At 62.5% G+C, this 21,624-nt stretch carries 22 protein-coding genes and 2 pseudogenes; 8 read left to right on the top strand and 16 right to left on the bottom strand.

Features of this window, described 5'->3' with window-relative positions:
- Window positions 1-9: 9 nt before the first annotated feature.
- Window positions 10-594 carry an HdeD family acid-resistance protein gene (locus BLU32_RS12005; RefSeq protein WP_093807249.1) on the bottom strand — a complete coding sequence of 195 codons (585 nt, stop codon included), beginning with the start codon at window positions 592-594 and terminating at the stop codon, window positions 10-12.
- Between the two features lie 164 nt (window positions 595-758).
- Between BLU32_RS12005 and BLU32_RS21815 the strand changes: the two genes are divergently transcribed.
- From BLU32_RS21815 to BLU32_RS11985, 5 genes are all read left to right on the top strand, one after another.
- Window positions 759-1,292 carry a hypothetical protein gene (locus BLU32_RS21815; RefSeq protein WP_157727643.1) on the top strand — a complete coding sequence of 178 codons (534 nt, stop codon included), beginning with the start codon at window positions 759-761 and terminating at the stop codon, window positions 1,290-1,292.
- Window positions 1,293-1,491: 199 nt separating this feature from the next.
- A complete protein-coding gene (locus BLU32_RS12000; RefSeq protein ID WP_093810942.1) occupies window positions 1,492-2,310 on the top strand; it encodes an RNA methyltransferase in 819 nt (272 codons plus the stop codon).
- A complete protein-coding gene (gene murI / locus BLU32_RS11995) occupies window positions 2,310-3,113 on the top strand; it encodes a glutamate racemase (RefSeq protein ID WP_093807247.1) in 804 nt (267 codons plus the stop codon). Before BLU32_RS12000 ends, murI begins: the two co-directional genes overlap by 1 nt.
- A gap of 256 nt (window positions 3,114-3,369) precedes the next feature.
- A complete protein-coding gene (gene rpsD, locus BLU32_RS11990; protein ID WP_093807245.1) occupies window positions 3,370-3,987 on the top strand; it encodes a 30S ribosomal protein S4 in 618 nt (205 codons plus the stop codon).
- 178 nt (window positions 3,988-4,165) lie between these two features.
- Window positions 4,166-5,134: an MBL fold metallo-hydrolase gene (locus BLU32_RS11985; RefSeq protein ID WP_093807243.1), complete on the top strand. Its 969-nt coding sequence runs from the start codon at window positions 4,166-4,168 to the stop codon at window positions 5,132-5,134.
- An 11-nt stretch (window positions 5,135-5,145) separates the two neighbouring features.
- Here the strand turns inward: BLU32_RS11985 and BLU32_RS11980 are convergent, their stop codons facing one another.
- Window positions 5,146-5,337 (bottom strand): hypothetical protein, encoded by a 192-nt coding sequence (locus BLU32_RS11980; protein WP_093807241.1) that lies wholly within the window; start codon window positions 5,335-5,337, stop codon window positions 5,146-5,148.
- A gap of 158 nt (window positions 5,338-5,495) precedes the next feature.
- Between BLU32_RS11980 and ttcA the strand changes: the two genes are divergently transcribed.
- Both ttcA and BLU32_RS11970 read left to right on the top strand, forming a co-directional pair.
- Window positions 5,496-6,437 carry a tRNA 2-thiocytidine(32) synthetase TtcA gene (gene ttcA / locus BLU32_RS11975; protein WP_093807239.1) on the top strand — a complete coding sequence of 314 codons (942 nt, stop codon included), beginning with the start codon at window positions 5,496-5,498 and terminating at the stop codon, window positions 6,435-6,437.
- A 106-nt stretch (window positions 6,438-6,543) separates the two neighbouring features.
- Window positions 6,544-7,812: an Hsp70 family protein gene (locus BLU32_RS11970; protein ID WP_093807237.1), complete on the top strand. Its 1,269-nt coding sequence runs from the start codon at window positions 6,544-6,546 to the stop codon at window positions 7,810-7,812.
- 118 nt (window positions 7,813-7,930) lie between these two features.
- Here the strand turns inward: BLU32_RS11970 and BLU32_RS11965 are convergent, their stop codons facing one another.
- The 4 genes from BLU32_RS11965 to purL all read right to left on the bottom strand — a co-directional run bounded on the left by BLU32_RS11965 (window position 7,931) and on the right by purL (window position 11,307).
- A complete protein-coding gene (locus BLU32_RS11965; RefSeq protein ID WP_157727642.1) occupies window positions 7,931-8,209 on the bottom strand; it encodes an antitermination protein in 279 nt (92 codons plus the stop codon).
- Between the two features lie 198 nt (window positions 8,210-8,407).
- Complete coding sequence (gene grxD / locus BLU32_RS11960; RefSeq protein WP_093807233.1) at window positions 8,408-8,740, bottom strand: Grx4 family monothiol glutaredoxin; 333 nt, start codon at window positions 8,738-8,740, stop codon at window positions 8,408-8,410.
- A 60-nt stretch (window positions 8,741-8,800) separates the two neighbouring features.
- Window positions 8,801-9,034, bottom strand: coding sequence for a BolA family protein (locus BLU32_RS11955; protein WP_029058811.1), 234 nt, complete (start codon window positions 9,032-9,034; stop codon window positions 8,801-8,803).
- Between the two features lie 74 nt (window positions 9,035-9,108).
- The gene (gene purL / locus BLU32_RS11950) at window positions 9,109-11,307 is read right to left on the bottom strand and encodes a phosphoribosylformylglycinamidine synthase subunit PurL (RefSeq protein ID WP_093807231.1); all 2,199 of its coding nucleotides are present in this window, start codon (window positions 11,305-11,307) and stop codon (window positions 9,109-9,111) included.
- A gap of 126 nt (window positions 11,308-11,433) precedes the next feature.
- On the opposite strand from purL, the gene yegS reads away from it, so the two are divergent.
- Entirely contained in the window at window positions 11,434-12,360 is a 927-nt protein-coding gene (gene yegS, locus BLU32_RS11945; protein WP_093807228.1) for a lipid kinase YegS, read from the top strand.
- A 24-nt stretch (window positions 12,361-12,384) separates the two neighbouring features.
- Here the strand turns inward: yegS and BLU32_RS11940 are convergent, their stop codons facing one another.
- The 10 genes and pseudogenes from BLU32_RS11940 to BLU32_RS11900 form a co-directional block, all read right to left on the bottom strand.
- A complete protein-coding gene (locus tag BLU32_RS11940) occupies window positions 12,385-12,924 on the bottom strand; it encodes a peroxiredoxin-like family protein (RefSeq protein ID WP_093807226.1) in 540 nt (179 codons plus the stop codon).
- Window positions 12,925-13,057: 133 nt separating this feature from the next.
- Window positions 13,058-13,672 (bottom strand): hypothetical protein, encoded by a 615-nt coding sequence (locus BLU32_RS11935; protein ID WP_093807224.1) that lies wholly within the window; start codon window positions 13,670-13,672, stop codon window positions 13,058-13,060.
- Between the two features lie 103 nt (window positions 13,673-13,775).
- Window positions 13,776-14,281, bottom strand: a pseudogene (locus BLU32_RS11930) (IS5 family transposase); the annotation flags it as partial.
- A gap of 370 nt (window positions 14,282-14,651) precedes the next feature.
- Window positions 14,652-15,194 carry a LysR family substrate-binding domain-containing protein gene (locus tag BLU32_RS22340; RefSeq protein WP_305849823.1) on the bottom strand — a complete coding sequence of 181 codons (543 nt, stop codon included), beginning with the start codon at window positions 15,192-15,194 and terminating at the stop codon, window positions 14,652-14,654.
- 6 nt (window positions 15,195-15,200) lie between these two features.
- On the bottom strand, window positions 15,201-15,533 hold the full coding sequence (locus tag BLU32_RS22335) for a LysR family transcriptional regulator (protein ID WP_244501864.1): 333 nt from the start codon (window positions 15,531-15,533) through the stop codon (window positions 15,201-15,203).
- Window positions 15,534-15,641: 108 nt separating this feature from the next.
- On the bottom strand, window positions 15,642-16,172 hold the full coding sequence (locus tag BLU32_RS11920; protein ID WP_093807220.1) for an invasion associated locus B family protein: 531 nt from the start codon (window positions 16,170-16,172) through the stop codon (window positions 15,642-15,644).
- Between the two features lie 101 nt (window positions 16,173-16,273).
- Window positions 16,274-18,532 (bottom strand): autotransporter domain-containing protein, encoded by a 2,259-nt coding sequence (locus BLU32_RS11915; protein WP_093807218.1) that lies wholly within the window; start codon window positions 18,530-18,532, stop codon window positions 16,274-16,276.
- 166 nt (window positions 18,533-18,698) lie between these two features.
- Window positions 18,699-19,782 (bottom strand): annotated as a pseudogene (locus BLU32_RS11910) (IS3 family transposase).
- Between the two features lie 141 nt (window positions 19,783-19,923).
- Window positions 19,924-20,901, bottom strand: coding sequence for an NAD(P)-dependent oxidoreductase (locus BLU32_RS11905; protein ID WP_093807216.1), 978 nt, complete (start codon window positions 20,899-20,901; stop codon window positions 19,924-19,926).
- Window positions 20,898-21,467 (bottom strand): TetR/AcrR family transcriptional regulator, encoded by a 570-nt coding sequence (locus tag BLU32_RS11900; RefSeq protein WP_093807214.1) that lies wholly within the window; start codon window positions 21,465-21,467, stop codon window positions 20,898-20,900. Before BLU32_RS11900 ends, BLU32_RS11905 begins: the two co-directional genes overlap by 4 nt.
- Window positions 21,468-21,624: the final 157 nt, after the last annotated feature.

The raw sequence follows: 21,624 nt of genomic DNA, 5'->3' as shown, positions 1-21,624 counted from the left end.
GCTTTCGAATCAGCCGGCTACAGCTCCCGCCTTGCGTGCGATCAGGGCGATCGCGATATAGCTCCAGCCGTTCATGAGAACGGCGACGCCGCCGAACAGGCCGAGCGCCCACATCGCCGAGGTCGGAAACTCAAACCAGATGCACAGGCCGGCGACGATCGACAGCACGCCCGAGCCGGCCAGCCAGCCCCAGCCGTCATGCGGACGCACCTTGAAGCCGAGCAGGATCTGCGTGACGCCCTGCGCCAGCAGGATCACCGCGACCACGAGGGTCAGCGCGAAGGTGCCGATCACCGGATTGAAGTAGACGGCGGCGCCGCCGACCAGCGCGATGATGCCGGTCAGGATGTCCCACAGGAAGCCGCTCCAGTTCTTGACCGAAAAGGCATGCCAGATCTGCAGGACGCCGCCGATGGCGAACACCAGCGCGATGACCAGCGTGACCGCGATGGAACTGGCGAGGGGGACGGTGATCATGGCGAAACCGCCGATCAGCAAGGCGATCCCGAGTGCGAGGAACCAGCCCCATTTTTCGCGAACCACTTCCGTGATCGGCGGTTTGTGAGATGCTGTTTGCGTTTGCGGCGCGCTCATGCCGGAATTCCTTGTATCTGCGTAGAGGTGTATGATTGGAAGGGCTGCACAATCATGCAGCCTTTGCTTCCGGGCGACGGGGAATGGGCACTGGATGCAGCCTATATTTACAGAATTTCTCCTCTTCGCACAGTTGAAAACCTGATGATTGAAGGGGCCTAGATATGTATGGATACCACCGATTCTACAAGACTGGTCGCGCGGTAACGAGCTTGCTCGAATCCATCGGCTGGTTGATCGTAAGTCTCGGCGTTATTGTCGCGCTGGCAGGCTTTGTCTCAGGTGGCTTAATGGGAATGACATCAAGAAATTTTGGCGGCGGTAGTGTTTCAATTATTTTTCGTATAATTGCGAGCGTTCCGGGAATTCTGGTTGTTGGAAGTGGCCTCATGTCGATTATGTTGGCGCAACATACAAAAGCCACGATAGATACTTCTGAAATGACTAGAGAGCTTCTGGATATTGCACGTGGAGAGCCCAGCAGGCTGCCCGCGTCTTCGACGGAAATCCGCGACCCTTTCGAAGGCTACGAACCATTGAATTCCCGATCAGGGAACGATACGTCAGATTTTGATTCGAATGGATATCGGGTTTATCGTGGCATGACTATCCAAAAGGTCGAAAACAGGTACTATGTTGGGCAAGATTCATTCTCAACTTTGGGCAAGGCAAAGAAATTTATAAATGAACGTACTTAGGGTCTGTCGGCGTTTATTTCGTTTGGTTTGCGTATGCGGCTCGCTCATGCCGGAATTTCTTGTATTTGCGTAAAGATGTGTGTTTGCAGCGCGTGCCACTATAACGCCGCTTCGCGTTTTTCGCGATGCGCGATCGGCGGCGCGGGCGGGCTGTGCGTGGACACTGGAAAAGTCCCCCGCGATGGGCTATTTGCGCGCCATGACACGAAACGCATCCATCGATCCGTCGGCCCTTTCCGTCGACCTGACGCCGCCCTGCGTGATCCTGTGCGAGCCGCAGCTGGGCGAAAACATCGGCACGGCCGCGCGCGCCATGGCGAATTTCGGTCTTGCGGATCTGCGGATCGTCAACCCGCGCGACGGCTGGCCGAGCGAGCGGGCGCGGGCGGCGGCCAGCCGGGCGGATCATGTCATCGACGGCGTGCAGGTGTTTTCCAGCGTCGAGGCGGCCATTGCCGACCTGAGTTTCGTCTATGCGACGACGGCGCGCTCGCGCGAGGTGCCGAAACCCGTGCGCGGACCCGACGAGGCGGCGGAGGCGGCAACGCGGCTCGCCGCGCAGGGCGCGAGCGTCGGATACCTGTTCGGTCGCGAGCGCTGGGGGCTGAACAACGACGAGGTGGCGCTCGCCGACGAGATCGTCACGCTGCCCGTCGATCCGGATTTCGCGTCGCTGAACATCGCGCAGGCGGTGCTCGTGTGCGCCTATGAATGGCGGGTCAAGGCAAACCGCGGGGCGCTTCCCTTCCGTCTCGACGAGGTGGCGAACCCGCCCGCGCGCAAGGAGGATCTCGTGCGGCTGTTTGAACATCTGGAGAGCGCGCTTGATGGCGTGACGTTCTTTCGCCCGCCGGAAAAGCGGCCCTCCATGGTTCTCAATCTCCGAAACATCCTTCAGAAGGCAACGTTAACGGATCAGGAAGTGAAAACGCTTCGCGGCGTGATCGCCGCGCTTGAGCGGCGGCCGACCCGCCCGCGCGAGGACAACAGCGACGGCCTTTCCGCCGAAAGCGAGTGATGAGCGCGTCGGTGCCGCCCGCTCCTCCGGTTCTCGTCTTCGACAGCGGGGCCGGCGGCATGAGCGTCGCCCGCCAGATCCGGTGTCTTCTGCCATGGCTTCCGGTTTGTTTCGTCGCCGACGATGCCGGTTTTCCCTATGGCGACTGGCCCGAGGAGGCACTGACCGCCCATTGCGTGGAGCTTCTGGCACGGCTTGTCGACGAGCTGCGCCCCTGCGCCGTCGTCATTGCCTGCAACACAGCCTCCACCCTCGTGCTGGCGCCCTTGCGCGCGCGGGTTTCCATTCCGGTTGTGGGAACGGTGCCGGCCATCAAGCCGGCCGCCGAGCGTTCGCGGAGCGGGCTGGTCACGGTTCTCGCGACCCCGGCCACCGTCATCCGTGACTACACGTTCGACCTCATCCGCCGCTTCGCACCCGACACCGCGATCACGCTTGTCGGAGCGCGCCGGCTTGCCGGCCTCGCCGAGGATCTTGTTGCCGGGCGGGAGGTTGACCTATCCGTGCTGGCCGAAGAGATCGCCCCCTGTTTCGTCGAGAAGAACGGCGCCAGGACGGATGTCGTCGTGCTCGCCTGCACGCATTATCCGCTTCTCCTGCCGCAATTGATGAAGGTGGCGCCTTGGGAGGTAGACTGGCTCGACCCGGCGCCAGCCATTGCGCGCCGCCTTGCCAATGTACTGGGCGAGGCGGCCATGTTCCCGCAGGCCGGTGCCGCGCTGCCGGCCGGGGCCGACCGGGTGATCGCCACCACGGGAACGGATATGTCCCGTCTTCTGGCGCTGCTGGCGCACCCGGGCTGACGGATCCGCTTCAAATGGCGGATTTGTGCGATTTGTCGTGCGACTTCCGTTTGACAAGCGCGCGACGGTCGGTTAGGGATCCTGCGACTTGGCGGGTCCGTGTGGCCCGCCTTGTTTTTCACGCACCCGTGGATGCCCGTGCCGGCGCTGTTTGGCCCGGGGTCCTGTCGTCTCGATGTCCCCGTGAGTTCATGAGGATGACGAGGAGAGGAGGGCGTGTTTCCTTGAAAGACAGACCAATGCGAAGGAACCGCGAATGTCGAAGCGCCATAGCGTAAAGCACAAACTCGATCGCCGGATGGGCGAAAACATCTGGGGCCGTCCCAAGTCCCCGGCGAACCGCCGTGAGTACGGCCCGGGTCAGCACGGCCAGCGCCGCAAGGGCAAGCTGTCGGACTTCGGTGTCCAGCTGCGCGCCAAGCAGAAGCTGAAGGGCTATTACGGAAACATTTCCGAGAAGCAGTTCCACAAGATTTACGTCGAGGCCTCCCGCCTCAAGGGCGATACCTCGGAGAACCTGATCGGTCTTCTGGAGCGTCGTCTCGATGCGGTCGTGTATCGCGCGAAGTTCGTGCCGACGGTCTTTGCCGCCCGCCAGTTCGTGAACCACGGTCATGTCAAGGTCAACGGACGCCGCGTCAACATCACCAGCTACCGTTGCAAGCCGGGCGATGTGATCGAGGTGCGTGAGAAGTCGCGTCAGCTCACCGCCGTGCTCGAAGCCACGCAGCTTGCCGAGCGTGACGTGCCGGACTACGTCATCGCCGACCACAGCAAGATGACGGCGACCTTCAACCGGGTCCCGACGCTTGCAGACGTTCCCTATCCCGTGCAGATGGAACCGAACCTCATCGTCGAGTTCTATTCGCGCTGATTTTTGAATTTCTGTCCGCCAGGCTTTGAATGGGGCGCGCCGCGAGGTGCGCCCTTTTTCGTATCCGCAAAGCCGCTCGTGCCCGCCTGCCGGCGCGCTGTCGCGCACCCGTCTTGCGACGGGAGGGTTTTCATATTCGCTCAATCGAATATGATGCGGAAAAACCGGAGGAGACGACATGTCCGTATCGAGACGATCCATTCTGGCCGGGGGGCTTGCGGCTCCCCTTGTGGCGCGCGGCCTGGCGACGGTCGGTGCCGGTGTGGGCGCACTGGCATCGCGCACGCCGGCACGCGCGGCCGAGGCGGCCCACAGGCTGACGCTTGGCGACAGTGAGGTCACGATCCTGACCGATGGCGGCTTGCTGCTGCCGGCATCGACGCTGGCGTCCAATGTGGACGAGGGGAAGCGCAGCGCGTTCCTGACGTCCCATGGTCACGATGCGGAGATCCGCGCCAGCGCGCTGAACGTCGCGCTCATTCGCAAGGGAGACGCCCTCGTCCTGGTCGACACGGGGGCCGGACTGAATTTCTTTCAGGACGCGGGCCTTTTGACCGACAGTTTCGATGCGGCCGGTCTCGACCGCGACAGCGTCACCCATGTGGTGCTCACGCATGGCCATCCCGACCACGTCTGGGGCGTGATCGACGATTTCGACGAGAGCGAGCGCTTTCCCAATGCGAAATACCTGATGGGTGCGGCCGAGTGGGACTTCTGGATGAACCCGGACTTTCTTGCCGACAATCCGGAAGAGCTGCATTCCTTCGCGCTCGGCGCGCAGCGCAATCTCGGCGCCGTGGCGGAAAAGGTCGAGCGGGTCGGCGCCGATCACGCGGTGGTTTCCGGCGTCACGATGATTTCAACGCCGGGACATACGCCGGGGCACATGTCCGTCCTGATCGAGGATGGCGGCGAGCAACTTCTCATCACCGGGGACGCGCTGACCCACCCGTCGGTTTCTTTCGAAAGGCCCGACTGGCAGCCGACGACCGACCAGCTCCCCGAGCTTGCCGTCAAGACCCGCCGGACGCTGCTCGACCGCGCCGCCACGGACGGCCTTCTGCTTGTCGGCTACCATCTTCCGTGGCCCGGGGTCGGCCGCGCGGTGGCAAAGGACGGCGCCTGGCGCTACGTCGCGGAGGGCTGAGCCCGCGTTGCTCAGTCGCTAGGCGGCGGAACGTCCGATGTGTCCGGGGTACCGATGGTCAGCGATTGCGTGTCGATCGCCGCCGCGCCCCGGCCGTCGGAGGTGATCACGGCCGAGCCGATGGAGGCGGAGGTGGAGCAGGCCCCGGCAAGGAGCGTCAGAGCGAGGGCCGACAGGAGGTTGACGCGCGTGCGTGCTGGCAATGGATTGCCTTTCCGGGCAGTGGGGTGTTCGCAAGGGTGCTTCGGGACAGCCTGAGGGATCGCGCTCGTTCGTGCAATGGCCGCCGCCGATGTTGCCATCGGGTGCAAATCTCGGCATTGTCCGCCCCCGATGCATCCAATCCCCGGCAGATGACACCATGAGCGATCCCACGCAGCCTGATGACGCGCCCGAGGGGGCGGCCTGTCCGCCCCTGTTTCGCGACATTCCGTCCTCGGTGGCCTTCAAGAAGCTCAGGAAACGCCTGCTGCGCGAGGTGCGCGACACCATCGCGCGCACCGCCATGGTGGAAGCCTCGCGGGAGCGTCCGCGCTGGCTTGTCTGCCTGTCGGGCGGCAAGGACAGCTACACGCTGCTGGCGGTGCTGCTCGATCTGAAATGGCGCGGTCTGTTGCCGGTCGATCTTCTCGCCTGCAACCTCGATCAGGGCCAGCCGGGCTTTCCCGCGCATATTCTGCCGGAGTTCCTGGAACAGCACGACATTTCCCACCGGATCGTGCGTCAGGACACCTATTCCATCGTCGTGGACAAGGTGCCGGAAGGAAAGACCTATTGCTCGCTGTGTTCGCGGCTCAGGCGCGGGCATCTCTATCGCATCGCCCGCGAGGAGGGCTGTGCGGCCATCGTGCTCGGCCACCACCGCGAGGACGCGCTGGAAACCTTCTTCATGAACCTCTTTCATGGCGGACGGCTGTCCTCCATGCCGCCAAAACTCCTCAACGACGACGGCGATCTTCTTGTGCTGCGCCCGCTGATTGCCTCATCGGAAGACGATATCGCCCGCTATGCGAAGGCGATGGCGTTTCCCATCATCCCCTGCGACCTGTGCGGCAGCCAGGATGGCCTCCAGCGGGCACAGGTGAAGGCGATGATGGCGGAGTGGGAACGGGCGACTCCGGGTCGTCTGTCCGTGATGGCGCGCGCGTTCGCCAATGTGCGGGCGTCTCATCTGCATGATCCGGCGCTGTTCGATTTCGCCGGTCTGATGGCCTCGGCGGATGCAGGCGCGGAGGCGCGCGAGGACACCGGCGACTGCGGGGCCGCCCTTGCCATGACCGAACGGCTGTTCGCCGCCGAATAGACGTTTTCTCATTCAAGCCAGTCTTCAAGCCGGGACGGCGCACCGTTCCCGGCTTTGTCTTTCCTGTGTGGCGTATCCGGCCCGCATTCTTTACGGAACTCCCATCATGACCACACACGTGCCTTGCGGCATCGACTTCGGTACCTCCAACTCCACCGCCGCGATCCTTGGCGAGGACGGTGCGGCGAGGCTCCTCGCCCTGGAAGGGGACAGCGTGGTGCTGCCAAGCACGCTGTTCTTCTCCTTCGAGGATCAGCAGATCCGCTTCGGTCGCGCCGCCGTCGATGCCTATGTCGAGGGCGTCGAAGGCCGATTGATGCGCTCGCTCAAGAGCGTGCTCGGCTCAAGCACGATGGCGGAAAAGACCACGATCAAGGCCCGTCGATGGTCGTTTTCCGAGATCATCGGGCTTTATCTCAAGCAGGTGAAGGCGCGCGCGGAGGCCGCTGCCGGCCGGAGCTTCAATTCGGTCGTGCTCGGGCGCCCGGTTCACTTCGTCGACGGCGACGAGGAGGCCGACGGCCGGGCACAAGGAGAGCTTGAGGCGATTGCGCGCAAAGCCGGTTTCTCGGCGGTCGCGTTCCAGTTCGAGCCGATTGCGGCCGCGCTCGACTATGAGCGGCGCGTGCAGCGGGAAGAACTGGCGGTGATCGTCGATCTGGGGGGCGGCACATCGGATTTCGCAATCGTGCGTGTGTCGCCGAAACGCCGGGAGGCGAGCGACCGGCGCGCCGATATTCTCGCCAGTACCGGCATTCACATCGGCGGAACCGATTTCGACCGGCTGCTCAGCCTGAAGACCGTCATGCCGGAGCTGGGCTATCGGACCCTTGCGCGCGACGGTCGGCGCGACCTGCCGAACTGGGCCTATTTCGAGCTGGCCACCTGGCACCGCATCAATTTCCTCTATGCACAGCAGACCGATACGAAGCTGAAGGGTCTCCGGCAGGATGCCGCCCGCCCCGAACTGGTCGACCGGCTGATGGCGGTGATCTCGGAGCGCCAGGGTCATGCGCTTGCCGGCGAAGTGGAAGCCGCAAAAATCGCGCTCTCCGCCGAGGAACGCTTTCGCTTGCACTTTCCGCTACCGGACGCGGATCTGGACCTGGAGGTGGCGCGCACGGATCTGGTCGCGGCGATCGGGCAGTCGGTCGCCGGAATCGAGGGCGCGCTCGCCGGATGCCTGAAGCAGGCGGGTGTGGGCGCGGAGGCGATTTCCTCGGTGTTCGTCACGGGAGGCTCGGCGTCGATCCCTTACGTTCGCGGACGTCTGACGGGCCTGTTCCCGCAGGCAAGTGTCGTGCAGGGCGACGTGTTCGGGAGCGTGGGCGCTGGGCTGGCACTGGATGCCGCGCGCAAATACGGGCCTACGTGAGCGTTGTGCCATGCAGAAACGGCCCGGCATGAGGGTCCGGGCCGTGGATCAACCGGGCAGGGGGCGAACGTCTCGCGGGGAAGCAGGCGTCGCTCCGTGGCCGGTCAGGAAAGACCGGTCACGATCCCTTGCCGGCACTCAGGCCGAAAGAAGAGCCGACCGGCTGATTGCGCACGAGAATGACCAGGGCGGAATTGGCGGCATGCGCGCCTTCTGCGGCCAGCCCACCATGAGCGCGGCAGGTGTCGGCATCGCTGATGCCGTTTGCCGGAGCAAACACCATGAGGTCGACGCAGGCGATGCGGCGCAGATTGCTGTCGCTTTCCTGTGCGAAGGTTGCGAGGCCGAAACCCATACTGAGAGCGAGGCCAAGGCCTGCAAGTTTCGCGATACGCATGGTCTGATCCTTCCGGTGCCGAATAGCCCTAAGATGACCCAGACATGACACGATCCAAGTGATCAAGACCTGAAGCGCGCATTCATCTGACGTTCAGCTTAGGGTGATTCGGCAAAATTTGCCTAGTCTATAAATCTTGACAAAAAAAGGCGGATCAACTTGGATCCGCCTTTTATTAACCATTTATTAACTTTTGATTTACGCGGACTGGCGCGTCGAGATGCCCTTGTCAGTCATGTGCGACTGAAGCTCCTGGCTCTGGAACATCTCGCGAATGATGTCGCAGCCGCCGACAAACTCGCCCTTCACATAGAGCTGGGGGATGGTCGGCCAGTCGGAAAACTCCTTGATGCCCTGACGCAGGTCATCGTCTTCCAGCACGTTGATGCCCTTGTAGGGCGCGCCGATATAATCGAGAATCTGAACGACCTGACCGGAAAATCCGCACTGCGGAAATGCCGGGGTGCCCTTCATGAAGACGACAACGTCGTTGGTGTCGACCTCGTTCTTGATCCAGTCTTGAATGCTCATAGTGCGTCCTTTCGTTCTGCCGGGTTCAAGGTCCAGCGACCGGGGTCGGCTTCGTGGTAATCAGTCCGGAGCGCTCGTTTGCAGTGCCAGCGCATGAAGTTCGCCACCCATGTTGCCCTTCAGCGCCTGATAGACCATCTGGTGCTGCTGCACCCGTGTCTTGCCGCGAAATGCGTCGGCCACCACAACGGCCGCATAGTGGTCTCCGTCCCCCGCGAGGTCGCGGATTTCCACTTTCGCGTCCGGAAGGGCTTCCTTGATCAGCGCCTCGATTTCGCGCGCCTGCATTGCCATGTTTTCGTCCTTTCTACAGACGGGACTGCCGGTGTACATGCAACCCCGCCCGAACGTCGAACCGCGCGACGCGGTTACGCGCCGGTCATGTATTTCGGGAACCAAGTTTCGTGGCTCTCGCCGAGCTTTGCAACGGATATGGTGAGGATGTCCTCCACCGTCAAACTCTTACCGCCGACCGTTCCGATTTCGGCGACTTCCAGGCCAGCGTCAATAGCATCTTCCAGCACGGACGCGGCCCTGTCGCGCGCGATCGTCAGCAGGTATCGACCCTGATCCTCGCCAAACAGGGCGGCATGAGCGGGCGCGGGCACCGTGATCGTGCAGCCACGATTGCCGGCCATGGCCATTTCCGCAAGCGCCACGGCCAGTCCGCCGTCGGACAGATCGTGCACCGCGGTCACGCGACCGGCACGAATGAGGTCGCGCACGAGATCGCCGCGACGCTTTTCGGCCGCCAGATCGACTGGCGGCGGAGCGCCCTCCTCGCGGCCGAGAATGTCGCGCTGATAGGCGCTGCGCCCCAGATGCGTGCCGTGCCCGCCAACGAGGGCGATGATATCGCCGTCATTGGCGAAGGCGAGGCTCGAGCGGGCATCGACGTCGTCGAGAAGGCCGACGCCGCCGATGGCGGGAGTCGGCAGGATCGCTTCGCCGCTGGTCTCGTTGTAAAGCGATACATTGCCGGAGACGATGGGCATTTCCAGCGCCTCGCAGGCCGCGCCGATGCCCTTGATCGCCTCGACCAGCTGCCCCATGATTTCCGGGCGCTCCGGATTGCCGAAGTTGAGATTGTCGGTGGAGGCAAGCGGATCGGCGCCGACCGCCGTCAGGTTGCGCCAGCATTCCGCAACCGCCTGCTTGCCGCCCTCGAAGGGGTCGGCCTCGACATAGCGCGGGGTCACGTCGACGGAGAAGGCGAGCGCCTTGCCGTTCGACCCGACGCGCACGATGCCGGCGTCGCCGCCGGGCGAAGCGACTGTATTGCCCTGAACCAGCGTGTCGTACTGCTCATAGACCCAGCGGCGCGACCCGCCATTGGCATTGCCGATCAGCGTCAGCAGCGCGTCGGCATAGTCGTCGGGCTCGGCAAAGCGTTCTGCCGGGATCGTTTCCAGTTTCGGGCCGGGCGACCACGGCCGGTCGTATTCCGGCGCCTCGTCGCCGAGGTCCTTGATGGGCAGGTCGGCGACCGTCTCGCCCTGATGATTGACGATGAAGCGCAGCGTGTCCGTGGTCACGCCGACGACCGCGAAGTCGAGACCCCACTTGCGGAAGATCTCCTTGGCCTCGGCCTCCTTTTCGGGACGTAGCACCATGAGCATGCGCTCCTGGCTTTCCGACAGCATCATCTCGTAGGCGCTCATGCGCTCCTCGCGCACGGGCACCCGGTCGAGCTCCAGCGTGACGCCGAGGTTGCCCTTGGCGCCCATCTCGACGGCGGAACAGGTGAGGCCGGCCGCGCCCATATCCTGAATGGCGACGACCGCGCCGGTCTTCATCAGCTCCAGGCAGGCTTCGAGCAGGCATTTCTCGGTGAAGGGGTCGCCCACCTGAACGGTCGGGCGCTTTTCCTCGATGGTCTCGTCGAACTCCGCCGAGGCCATCGTGGCGCCGCCGACGCCGTCGCGGCCGGTCTTGGCACCGAGATAGACGACGGGCAAGCCGACGCCTTCCGCCTTGGACAGGAAGATGGCGTCGGTCCGCAAAAGCCCTGCGGCAAATGCGTTCACAAGGCAATTGCCGTTGTAGCTGGCATGGAACTCGACCTCGCCGCCAACCGTTGGAACACCGAAGGAGTTGCCGTAGCCGCCCACGCCGGCGACGACGCCGGACACGAGATGGCGGGTGCGCGGATGATCCGGCTCACCGAAGCGCAAGGCATTCATCGCGGCGATGGGGCGCGCGCCCATGGTAAAGACATCGCGCAGGATGCCGCCGACGCCGGTCGCAGCACCCTGGTAGGGTTCGATGTAGGAGGGGTGGTTGTGGCTTTCCATCTTGAAGACCACGGCCTCGCCGTCGCCGATGTCGACCACGCCCGCGTTCTCGCCCGGGCCGAGAATGACCCTCGGTCCCGTCGTCGGCAGGGTCTTCAGCCACTTCTTCGACGACTTGTAGGAACAATGCTCGTTCCACATCGCCGAAAAGATCCCCAGTTCGGTGAACGTCGGGGTTCGGCCGATCAACGCCAGAATGCGGTCGTATTCGTCGGGCTTGAGGCCGTGCGCCTCGATGAGTTCCGGGGTGATGGCGATGGCGTTGGGAATCATGAGCGGTGCGGACCTTGGAAGCGGAAGATTGCGCCCGTTTAGCAAACCGCAGGCGCAAAGGGAATTGTAGACATTGCCGCGCGCGCCAACCAAGGTCGCGCCGGCAGAGCGAAGGAGACCGAACGCTTGACGACGACACGCCGACTGTTTGTGATATTGAACGGAAAATCCGCCCCGCGCGAGGATGTGCGAGCCGCTATTGGGCGCGTTCGCGACGCCGGGCACGAGGTGCTCGTGCGGGTCACCTACGAGGCGGGAGACGTGGCGCGTTTCGTCTCCGAGGCGCTCGCCGCCGATCCGCTTCCCGACGTGATCGTGGCCGGCGGGGGCGACGGGACGCTCAATCAGGTGATTGCGGCTCTGGTAAATGCGGGGGCGGAGCCGGAGACCTGTGCCGTGGGTGTTCTGCCGCTTGGAACGGCGAATGATTTCGCTGCCGGGCTCGCTCTTCCCGCCGGCGATCCCGCCGCGGCCCTGATGGTCTGCGCGCAGGGAGAGATCCGTCGCATCGATGCCGCGCGCATCAACGAGCGGGTCTTCATCAATCTTGCAAGCGGCGGCACCGTTACGCAGATCACGCGTGAAGCGGATCCGCGCGCCAAGCAGTTGCTGGGCGGCGCCGCCTATCTGATCGCGGGCGCCAGCCACATCGGACGGCTGACGCCGTCGACCGCACGGTTTTCCGCCGACGGGTTTTCCTGGGAGGGGGAGTTCCTGGCGATGGCAATCGGCAACGGGCGGTTGGCCGGCGGTGGCGTTCCGCTGTGCCCGGAGGCGCGGCTCGACGACGGCCTGCTCGACCTGTCGCTGTTTCCGCAGCCCGATGCAGACCATGTCCTGGGGCTTCTGTCGCGGCTGTTGCACGAGACGGAAGCGCCGGTGGAAAGCTATGCCAAGACGGCACGGTTTTCGTCGCTGACGGTGGAAAGCGAGGCCGAGCTGTCTCTCAACCTGGATGGCGAGCCGATGTCCGCGGACACATTGCACGTGGAGGTGCTTCCCGGCGCGGTCCGTTTCGTGACGGGATCCGCGCCGGACGGCGTGCTCTCCTGACGCCGGTAGAGATCGCGGTGTTTTTCAGACCGCGCCGGTGTATTCGCCGCGCGCGGGGTAGTCCTTCGCTTTCACGAAGTCGAGCGCACCGACCATCTCCTTGAAGTGCGGGCGCACGAAGGGCATCGTCTGTACCGAGGCGAAATAGAGCGTGCCGTCGGCGCGCACCAGAAAGACGCCCGGCTCGGAAAACAGGTCCGGCTCCTCGATGCCGATGGAGGTGGTGCCGCGTCCGGTCGAGGTGTAGAGGCCCCATGCGCGCGCCTCCGCCAGCGCAAGGCCATAGCCGTAGCGCAAGTTCGATCCGCCCACAGCTTCGGCCATTGCGCGGGCGCGGTCTTCCGGATCGCTGGAGATCGCGATGGTGGACACACCGCGCGCCTCGAATTCCGGTGTCAGCCGTTCCAGCTCCTTCAGGTAAGTGGCGCAGATCGGGCAATGTTGGCCGCGATAGAAAACCACGAGCGTTCCGAAGGCGGGGTTTTCCTTCGCGAGATCGAAGGTCTCGTGCGCGAGCGTGTCGACGGCGAGCTGCGGAACCGGCTGGCGGGGAATGAGCGACATGAAATCTCTCCTTGGGCGGCGGGCCACCGGGGTGCCTGACTGTGCCGGGGCCGCGATGCGTGCAACTCGCGAAGGGCACAGCTGTCGAACCAACGGCATGGATCGCCTGCTGAGCCTGACAGAGCTCTCTGCGTCATCTTCTTGTGAGAAAATGATAGATGCCAATCACCCAACTCGCCAACACAAGCAGAATGAAATATAAAATCGGCAGCAACGTAATTGCATGGGATATCCGGACATTCCGAACATACTCGTCTGTTTCATGAGGGAATATCTTCCGCGCAAATAGGGCAAGTCGAGTCATCAACGCCACTTCAACCGGCCAAACGAGTATAGTGCGGATGAGTAGCTGAGCGGCGAGGAATGGTTTGTGCACGAGGGATTTCAGAACCTTGGCACGATCTGCAGTAAGGCGAGCCTCACCAGTAACAGCCGGTTTCTTCCACCCAAACAACGCACCGCGGAATCGCGAGAACGCAAGCGCGACTCCGACCCCGAAGTAGTCCTTCATCGCATTGCTTAGCCGGATTTCGAACTCAACCAAGCTCGATATCCAGGACAAGATTGGGGCGAAGATGGCATCCACCACCGGATAGGCGATGGACTTCCACCAAGCGATCATCTGGAGGATCGAACTGGGCCAGTCGTATAGATCGAGGGTCGCTACCAGTGATGCGAGGCTTAGTGCGCCGATGACGGCGAAAAAGTGAAGATACGCCTCTTTAAAGATCGCCCATAGAAACTTCACACACGGCCTCGTCGGCTCCGCCTATCCCACGACAAGAGGGCTCTCAGCACTGCAGGTCATGTCGAATATGGCACTCGGTACCTGAGCGCGCTAGGTAGCGGACTCATAACGCTTTGATCCAGATGCGGATCGCGGCGAGTTTGATTGCTGCGAGGTAGTTGTCGGCGCGCCGATCATACCGTGTGGCGATACCGCGCATCTGCTTGAGGCGGTTGAAGAAGCGTTCGACGAGGTTGCGCTGGCGATAACCCCAGCGACTGAAGGCGAATGTGCCTTTGCGGGTGATCCGTGGCGGGATGTTCGCCCATCCGCCGCGTGCAGCCACGAAAGTGCGGATGCCGTCGGTATCGTAAGCCTTGTCGGCCAGCACGATTGCGCCCGTCGCCACCGTCTCGAGCCGTTTCGTCGCCATCGGCGCGTCGCCGGCCTGCCCGGCGGTGAGTTCGATCCGCACCGGGCGACCTTCGGCGTCGACCAGTGCATGGATCCTGGTCGTCAAACCGCCGCGGGACTGTCCCATGCACGGATCTTCAGATCCCCCTTTTTCGCGCCGGCACCATGCTGGTGGACGCGGATCGAAGAGCTGTCGATCATCGACCATTCCTTGTCGCTCAATTCGTGACGGCGCATGGCAACCTCCTTATTCGGGAGGTTGAATCAAATCTCACGCCTCAACGAAACCCGTTTATGGGGACAGGTCCTAGCCCAGTTGCTCGAACGCCCCGCGAACATCGACGTTTCCCCGTGTCGCATCCGTGTTGCACGGAGGAATCTGGGCTGGTCGTAAGTCTTTGGAATCTTTGGGGAGTGTTCTGGACGGGCTTGCAACACGTCGCGACACGCAAAAGCAACACGAAGTACGGCCTAAGTATTTTATATCTGGCAGGAAAATTTGGTTGCGGGAGTTCGCAACTACCGAGACCGAAATTCTCTGGAAATTGCTATATGATCCGGGCGCAAATGCTTCAAGTTCTCTGCATCAAACCGACTGACGTTTCCGTTCCCGGCTCATTGTTTGCGCCTTATCCAACAAGTCGCGAAGGGCTATGCTGAAATTGTGGGGCGACCAGACGGCACTGAACTCGGCCTGTTGTTCACCCAGAAGGCGCAGGAATGCGATTCCCGGACAATTGAACGCGCTGACGGATGCGTCGCAAACGGTGACGCCCATTCCTTGCGCCACCATCGACATCAGCGTGCAGCGGTCTACATCACAGCGCTTGATCCGGGCCCGGCAGCCGTGCTGTTCAAAACATCGAACGATCCCCTCCCGAATTTGCGGACCGGTTCCACCGCTACGCACGAGGAACTGGTCTTCGGCGAGATCGCGCCAGCACAAGCCGGAGCATGCCACCCTGCCATCGGTCACAGGCAACGCGGCCAGAAGCGGTTCGGACCAGAGCGCCTTGCAATGGCAGTCGGGCGGATCGGGAACCCCCGTCACGAAAGCGACATCCAGTTTCCCCTCGCGCACTTGCACGATGGCATCGTGCATCCGGCCGTCGAAAAAATCGAACCCGATATCGGGTCATTGCTCGCGGTAGCGTTTGACGGGTTCTGCGAGGAAGCCGTTGGTAAGCGTCGTCGGCACACCAACATGCAAGCGGCCGGCCTCACCCTTTCCGATGGCACCCGCCGACTTCACCGCATGATCGAGTTGCTCAAGCCCTTCAGAAACCTGCTCGATAAAGACGCGCCCCGCCTCCGTGACGCGGACACCACGATGATGCCGCTCGAAGAGACGGATGCCGAGCGTTTCCTCCAGTGCCTTTATGCGCGCGCTGACCGAGGACTGGGTAACACCAAGCGCGGCGGCGGCGTGCCGGAAGTTGAGATGTTCGCCGACGGCGACGGCCTGTATGAGCGAGGTGAGCGGAATACGTGTACCCAGCAGGTGCCCGCGCGTCCCAAATCCGGATTTGCCCTCGGGTGCAGAATATCTGCGGGATCAGCTCCGCCTCATGGAAGCTCACTCCAGCAACTCTTTCACGCGATCGAAGGCACTGGAAAAGCCTGCAAGCGAGATGACGAAGGTCATTTCCTGCCCGCCATCGGCGGTGGCGATCACGTTGAGCTGGTTGCCCGCCCTAAGCGCGGCGACGGTACCGGCGTCGAAGGCGACATCGACGAGACAGTCGACTGGCAGACAGGTGCGGAAGGGCTGGACAGCTCCGGTGGCCCCTTCATCGAGCCGGTAGACGACGCCGCTGGCAAGGCCGAGGCCGAAGGGCAGAACCAGCGCGCCATTGGCCGCATTCCCATCATCCGCGCTGGCCAACTCGATGCTCAGGACTCGCTGGCGGTTCTCGCTCCGTACCTGGGTTTGCGACATCGCGCACCTGACGGCGCCTTCAGGGGCCGTGCAGGCCACCTGCCAGTCGCCATGACCCTCGCGCAGGTTGGAAGCGTTACCGGGCAGGCCCGTCTCCTGTGCGAAGGATGCTGGGGTGGAAAGGATGAGAGCGGCAATGGCGGCAAGGCCGGTTGTGAGTCTGGGCATGGGTACGATCTTCATGTCTCTAGGGGAAAAACGCCCGCCGCCTCAAGAATTGGAGCGGCGAGCGCAGGTCTTGCGTAAATGCGCGTGGGTCTCTGCGGCTCTCAGAACCGCACATTCAGATTGAGGCTGGCGGAATGATCCTGAACGCCGGAGCCGAACTGTCCGCCATAGGCAAAGCCCAGCGTGGCACTGTCGGTGAGCTCCACATCGAATCCTGCGTCGAGCACCAGACTGTTCTGCGCCAGCGGCACGCCTGCGATGGTGAAGGCATTGCCACCTGAGGCAAAGGCCATTTGTGAGGTTGGTCCGCCGCCGAAAGCATGCCGCCAGCCCACCATGCCGCGCAGGGTGGCATCGGTACTACCCAGATGGACATCGGTTTCGGCACGCAGGCCGAGGGTGGTGAAGGTGGCATCGACGGTGTTGGATGCCGCGGTCAGTGCCGCCGCACCACCGGTCTCGGTAAAGCCGTCGGTCGACAGGTTCACATAGGCGAGATTGGCGAAAGGCTCGAAGCGGGCCGCGCCTGTCTCGAAACTGTAGGCAGCCTCGCCCCAGGCTTGCAGGGTCCGGGCATCGTAGGAGGCACTGAGGCTGTCCGAGAAACCGGAGAAGGCCACCGAGCGCGACGTGTCGAGGCGGTGCCAGCTATGGGCCACGCCGCCCGTCAGGGTGAAGGCGTTCCATTCGCCGCCGCCATAGGCACCAAGCGTATAGGTATCGGCCGTGCCCGAAGACATGCGGTCATCGACGCTGAAGTTTGAGCGGGAATAGCCGCCCAGCACACCGAAGCGCGCATTGTCCCAGACCAGCGCATCGCCGCCCATCAGGAACCCGCCGATGGTGCGGTCCATTTCGGCGGCATTACCGTCGCTGTTCCACTGGCTCCAGGAGCCGAACCCCTGGCCCCACATGGCGAAGCTCTCGGAGATCCGGTCCTCGATCTGGGTGCCACTCCTAGCCCCCACTCCGCCCCGCGCCACGCGCAGGCGGTCCTGCGTTGCCTCGCGCGGGAACCGGCTGTCTTCGAGCAATGCCGTCTGCGCCGAGGCGTGGATCTCGCCGGTCAGGCTGTCGAACGCGGCCCGGGCATCGTCATCGCTGCCGGCAAGGCCGATCAGCGCGTCATAGACTGCGTTACCGCTGCCCAGATCCTCCAGAACCGGAGCGATAGCCATCTGGTTGGGCGTCTCGGCAATATCGGAGAAGAATGCCACCTGTTCGGACGTCAGATAGACGTTGGTCGCGTCATAACTATCGGTGAAATCGAGGAAGACATAGTCGTCGGTCACACTGTCGAGTGTCCCCGTCACGCTGCCCGCCGTGATGATGGTATAGGTGCCTGGCGCCACATAGGTCGATCCGTCGTCCGTGCCGGTTTCCGGCGTCACATGCACTGTACCGCCGTTGATAGTTACCGTGCCGGAGGCATTTAGTAGATCGTTGTTGGTTCCAGCAACGAAACCGCCATCGTCGAGTTCGACCTCATAGGTAGAACCGGCGTTGAAGGTGGTCGACGCAACGTTCAAGGTGCCGATGGAATTGCCAGGAGCCAGAACACTGCCAGAGTTCATAGTCAGGTTACCCAGCGTGCCGGAACCGCCAAGAATACCGCCATCGACATTGATGGCACCGTTGAGCAGGCCATCGACATTGATGGCACCGTTGAGCAGGCCATTGACCTCGAGCGTGCCACCCGAAACCGTCGTAGTGCCGTTGAACGCGGACCAGTCGCCGCCGAAAACGGTCTCGCCAGCCTCGTGCAGAACCTGATGCGTTCCGCTGCCAGACGAAGCGAGGAAGGTATTATAATCATAGCCGCTGTCGGTGTGGTTGAAGACCAGCGTGCCGTCACCGTCTCCGAAGGCAATGCCCGTCGTGGTGGTCAGCGTGCCCGCGCCAACGGCTGTATCACCCGACGCCGCGCCGATATTGAGTGTGCCGGTGGAAGACGCGAAGCGAGCGATGGTGACATCATTGGCGCTGACCGCACCGCCATTGGTGATATTGAGCGTGCCGTCACCATCATCCCCGACAACCAGGGAATTCGTATTCGTCCAGGCGGATCCCGTCCCATCCACTGTCGTATCACCGGTTGAACTGGTCCCGAAGCCAATAGTGCCGCTATCGCTGCTGACCGCGCCGCCATTGGAAACATTCAGCGTGCCGGCGCCGTCATCCCCGACAAGCACAGCGGCCGTATTCGTCCATGTCGATCCTGCGCCATCGACTGTCACTGTACCGTTTGCATTGTTGAATGTGCCGAGAACGCCGACCGTATTGCTGACCTCGCCACCGACGGAAATATCAAGTGTGCCAACGGCTTTTTTCCGACTCCCAACGAGTCGCCAACATTCCACGGGCTTGCCTGCGTACCGCCGCCGGAGCCGATCACGGTTTCAGCAGAGCCAAAGTCGATCACAACCTGAGCCGTCGCGCCAGTGAGCAAAATTCCCGTTAACGCGACACTCCCGAGCAGCATGGCGGGGAAACTGAATAGCCCCGAGTTTCATGGACACCCTCGGGTTACATTTCCTGCTGCCGTTCGAAGTCGACGGGTGACAGCATCCCGTTCCTGACGTGCTTGCGCTTCGGGTTGTAGAACATCTCGATGTAGTCGAACACGTCCTGCCTTGCCTCCTCGCGTGTTCGGTAGGTCCTGCGCCGTATCCGCTCGCGCTTGAGGAGATTGAAGAAGCTCTCCGCCACGGCATTGTCATGGCAGTTGCCGCGACGACTCATCGAGTGCTCAAGATTGTGGTGCTTCAGGAACGCCGCCCAGTCCATGCTGGTGCACTGCGCGCCCTGATCGGAATGGACCAGAACCTTGCTTTTTGGCTTTCGACGGCACACCGCCATGAGCAACGCCTGCAGCACGACATCAGTGGTTTGCCGGCTCTGCAGCGACCAGCCGATGACGCGGCGGGAGTAGAGGTCGATCACGACGGCCAGATAGGCAAAGCCCTCCTGGGTCCGGATATAGGTGATGTCAGTCACCCACGCCCTGTCCGGCGCATCGACATCGAACTGCCGGGCAAGGGTGTTGTCGATCACGACTGACGGCTTGCCGCCATAGGAACCGGGCCGACGCTTGTAGCCGATCCGCGCCTCGATCCCGGCCAGCCTGGCGAGACGAGCGATGCGGTTGGCGCAAACGGGTCTCGCCCTGATCGAGGAGGTCGTCATGCAGCTTGCGATAGCCGTAGACCCTGCCGCTCTCCTTCCAGGCCTTTTCTGAGAAGCGCGGCCTGGCGAGCGTCTTCCCGAGCTCGCCTGCTCAGGGGGGTCTTCAGCCAGGCGTAGAAACCGCTGGGTTGGATGCGCAGGCAACGACACATCGTCCGAACAGTGAACTGCTGTCGATGCTCGGCAACGAACGCGTATCTCACTTTGCATCCCTGGCAAAATACGCGGTGGCTCCTTTTAGGATGTCGCGCTCCTCGCTCACCCGCACAAACTCGTGCTTCAGGCGACGGCTCTCCGCAGACTGCCCGTCCTCGCTGGAGCTGGAAGAGGACTTCGAGAACTTCCTCTTCCAATCTCAAGGCGCATGCCGGCTGACATCCAGACGCCGGGAAACCTCCGCAACCGGATAACCCCGTTCGGCAATCTACGCCACCGCGTCCCGTTTGAAACCGTCGCTGGAATTGGCTTTGCCCATGTCGGCCGCCTTGCGTCAAGTTCAGGGAAGAAGGCGTCTAGGAAACGAGGGGCTATTCATTCAGGCGAATATCTACCTGCCTCAACGCACTTATCTGTTTCGGACCCTGAGCTCTTCCAGTCCTTCCTCCCAGCTGACGATCGGCTGATAGCCGAGCTCCTGTTTCGCCTTGGAGATATCGAGCGTGATCTCGACAGCACTCGTCGCATATTCCTGAAAGCTCAGAGGTCCGCGCAGACGGCCTCCGGACAGACGATAGAGACCATCGCCCGCGCGCGCCATCAGGCGCAGAATGGGGCGCGGGACTGATTTGTCCGGGGGCGAAATACCCTGTGTTGCAAGCAGACCTGTCACGGTATCCCGAAACGATCGGGCTGGGCCGTCGGAGATATGATAGATTTCACCGTCGCGCCCATCGGTTAATGCCAGATCCACCGCATGGCACAGATTGCCCACATGGGTTGTGGAGCAGAGGTAATGTCCGCCGGAGATCCAGGCGAACTGTCCGCTTCGCACCATGGCCGCCAGCGTCGGCAGCGCCGTGGTGTCGTCGCGCCCCCAGATCATGCGGGGCCGAAGGGCGATGACCGCCATTGTGTCACTGTTGCCATTCAGTGCGATCCGCTCTGCTTCGGCCTTGCCGGAAGAGTAGGCGCCGGCGGGACGGCGGGGAACGGGATGGCGTTCATCGACATTCCTCAGCGGGCGGCCGTCCTGCAACACGGAATCCGAACTGATGTGAACCAGGCGCTGGATTCCCGCATCCGAGGTTGCGGCAATGACGGCCTCGGCGCCACGGGTATTTTGTTCATAAGCGTCCCGGCCAGGTCCGTGGTCGAGGTTGGCTGCCGCGTGAACCAGTTCCGTCGCCCCAACCATCAGCGGTGAAAGGTCGTCGCGTAGCAGGTCACCTCGAACCACGTTGGCGCCCAATCCGGCAATCAGCTCTGCGCTTTGATCGCTGCGCGCGAGGCCCGTTACCTGATGTCCTGCATTCTTGAAATGTCGAATGAGGTTTCGCCCTACATAGCCGCTCGCGCCGATGAGAAAGATATGTCGTTCAGTCATTTTAGGATCTCCCCGGTGAGTGTGCCTTTTCGGGCCAGCGTTTCTATGTCGTCGAGGATTTCGGTGCGTTCGGCCTCGCTCCAGGCAACCAACTCCATGTGTTGCTGGAACTTGAGGCCTTCGAGAGCAAGCCAGGCCAGCCGTGTTGTGCGGGCATCGGCAGCGGCCTGAACCAGTGTCTCGCGCAGGTTTGTCTGGTTGGCACGGAACGCGCTGCGAAGCGCTTCATCCTGCATCAGCGCGGAGATCAGCCCGAGGACGGCGGCGTTGCCTTCATTGCCCCGCAGCATACGCCTGGCGGCTTCTATCCTGCCGAGCAACGGCGCGTCCAACTGCCCGGCGAATTCCCCTTCGCAATGCGCGTTGAACGCATTGTCAGCCTTGATCGTCCGTGCGACGAGGGCAGCCAGAAGATCCCGTTTGCTGGTATGCTCGTAAAGAACGGTCGCCTTGGAAACCCCGGCCTCTTTCGCAACAGCGCCAAGTGTCAGCACGCCATCGCGGGCGATCACACGTTCCACGGCATCGAGAATACGATCCTGATCATGCATGCGAGGACGGGGCATAAGCACTCCCTGTTTATTTCCGACCGTTCGGAAATAAACAGGGAGTGCTAATCTGTCAAGGAGCTCGCTCGCTGTCGATCAATGACGATCCGGCCGCTCGATACATGCTGGCCGTGCAATTCGTGCGGGACTTGCCTGATACGCGGATCGGAGTGAA

It is taken from the genome of Stappia sp. ES.058, from assembly GCF_900105595.1.
GTDB lineage: Bacteria > Pseudomonadota > Alphaproteobacteria > Rhizobiales > Stappiaceae > Stappia.
Note: the sequence above shows the minus strand (reverse complement) of the source record. Positions and strands in the feature narration are given on the sequence as shown.

Bases quoted from the DNA above. Each gene is read 5' to 3' on its own strand.
- purL (WP_093807231.1), bottom strand. From the start codon at position 11,307: ATGATTCCCAACGCCATCGCCATCACCCCGGAACTCATCGAGGCGCAC.
- BLU32_RS12000 (WP_093810942.1), top strand. From the start codon at position 1,492: ATGACACGAAACGCATCCATCGATCCGTCGGCCCTTTCCGTCGACCTG.
- BLU32_RS11900 (WP_093807214.1), bottom strand. From the start codon at position 21,467: ATGCCCCGTCCTCGCATGCATGATCAGGATCGTATTCTCGATGCCGTG.
- murI (WP_093807247.1), top strand. From the start codon at position 2,310: ATGAGCGCGTCGGTGCCGCCCGCTCCTCCGGTTCTCGTCTTCGACAGC.
- BLU32_RS11940 (WP_093807226.1), bottom strand. From the start codon at position 12,924: ATGTCGCTCATTCCCCGCCAGCCGGTTCCGCAGCTCGCCGTCGACACG.
- BLU32_RS11965 (WP_157727642.1), bottom strand. From the start codon at position 8,209: ATGCGTATCGCGAAACTTGCAGGCCTTGGCCTCGCTCTCAGTATGGGT.
- BLU32_RS11905 (WP_093807216.1), bottom strand. From the start codon at position 20,901: ATGACTGAACGACATATCTTTCTCATCGGCGCGAGCGGCTATGTAGGG.
- BLU32_RS12005 (WP_093807249.1), bottom strand. From the start codon at position 594: ATGAGCGCGCCGCAAACGCAAACAGCATCTCACAAACCGCCGATCACG.
- ttcA (WP_093807239.1), top strand. From the start codon at position 5,496: ATGAGCGATCCCACGCAGCCTGATGACGCGCCCGAGGGGGCGGCCTGT.
- BLU32_RS11920 (WP_093807220.1), bottom strand. From the start codon at position 16,172: ATGCCCAGACTCACAACCGGCCTTGCCGCCATTGCCGCTCTCATCCTT.
- rpsD (WP_093807245.1), top strand. From the start codon at position 3,370: ATGTCGAAGCGCCATAGCGTAAAGCACAAACTCGATCGCCGGATGGGC.
- BLU32_RS11985 (WP_093807243.1), top strand. From the start codon at position 4,166: ATGTCCGTATCGAGACGATCCATTCTGGCCGGGGGGCTTGCGGCTCCC.
- BLU32_RS11955 (WP_029058811.1), bottom strand. From the start codon at position 9,034: ATGGCAATGCAGGCGCGCGAAATCGAGGCGCTGATCAAGGAAGCCCTT.
- BLU32_RS11970 (WP_093807237.1), top strand. From the start codon at position 6,544: ATGACCACACACGTGCCTTGCGGCATCGACTTCGGTACCTCCAACTCC.
- BLU32_RS21815 (WP_157727643.1), top strand. From the start codon at position 759: ATGTATGGATACCACCGATTCTACAAGACTGGTCGCGCGGTAACGAGC.
- grxD (WP_093807233.1), bottom strand. From the start codon at position 8,740: ATGAGCATTCAAGACTGGATCAAGAACGAGGTCGACACCAACGACGTT.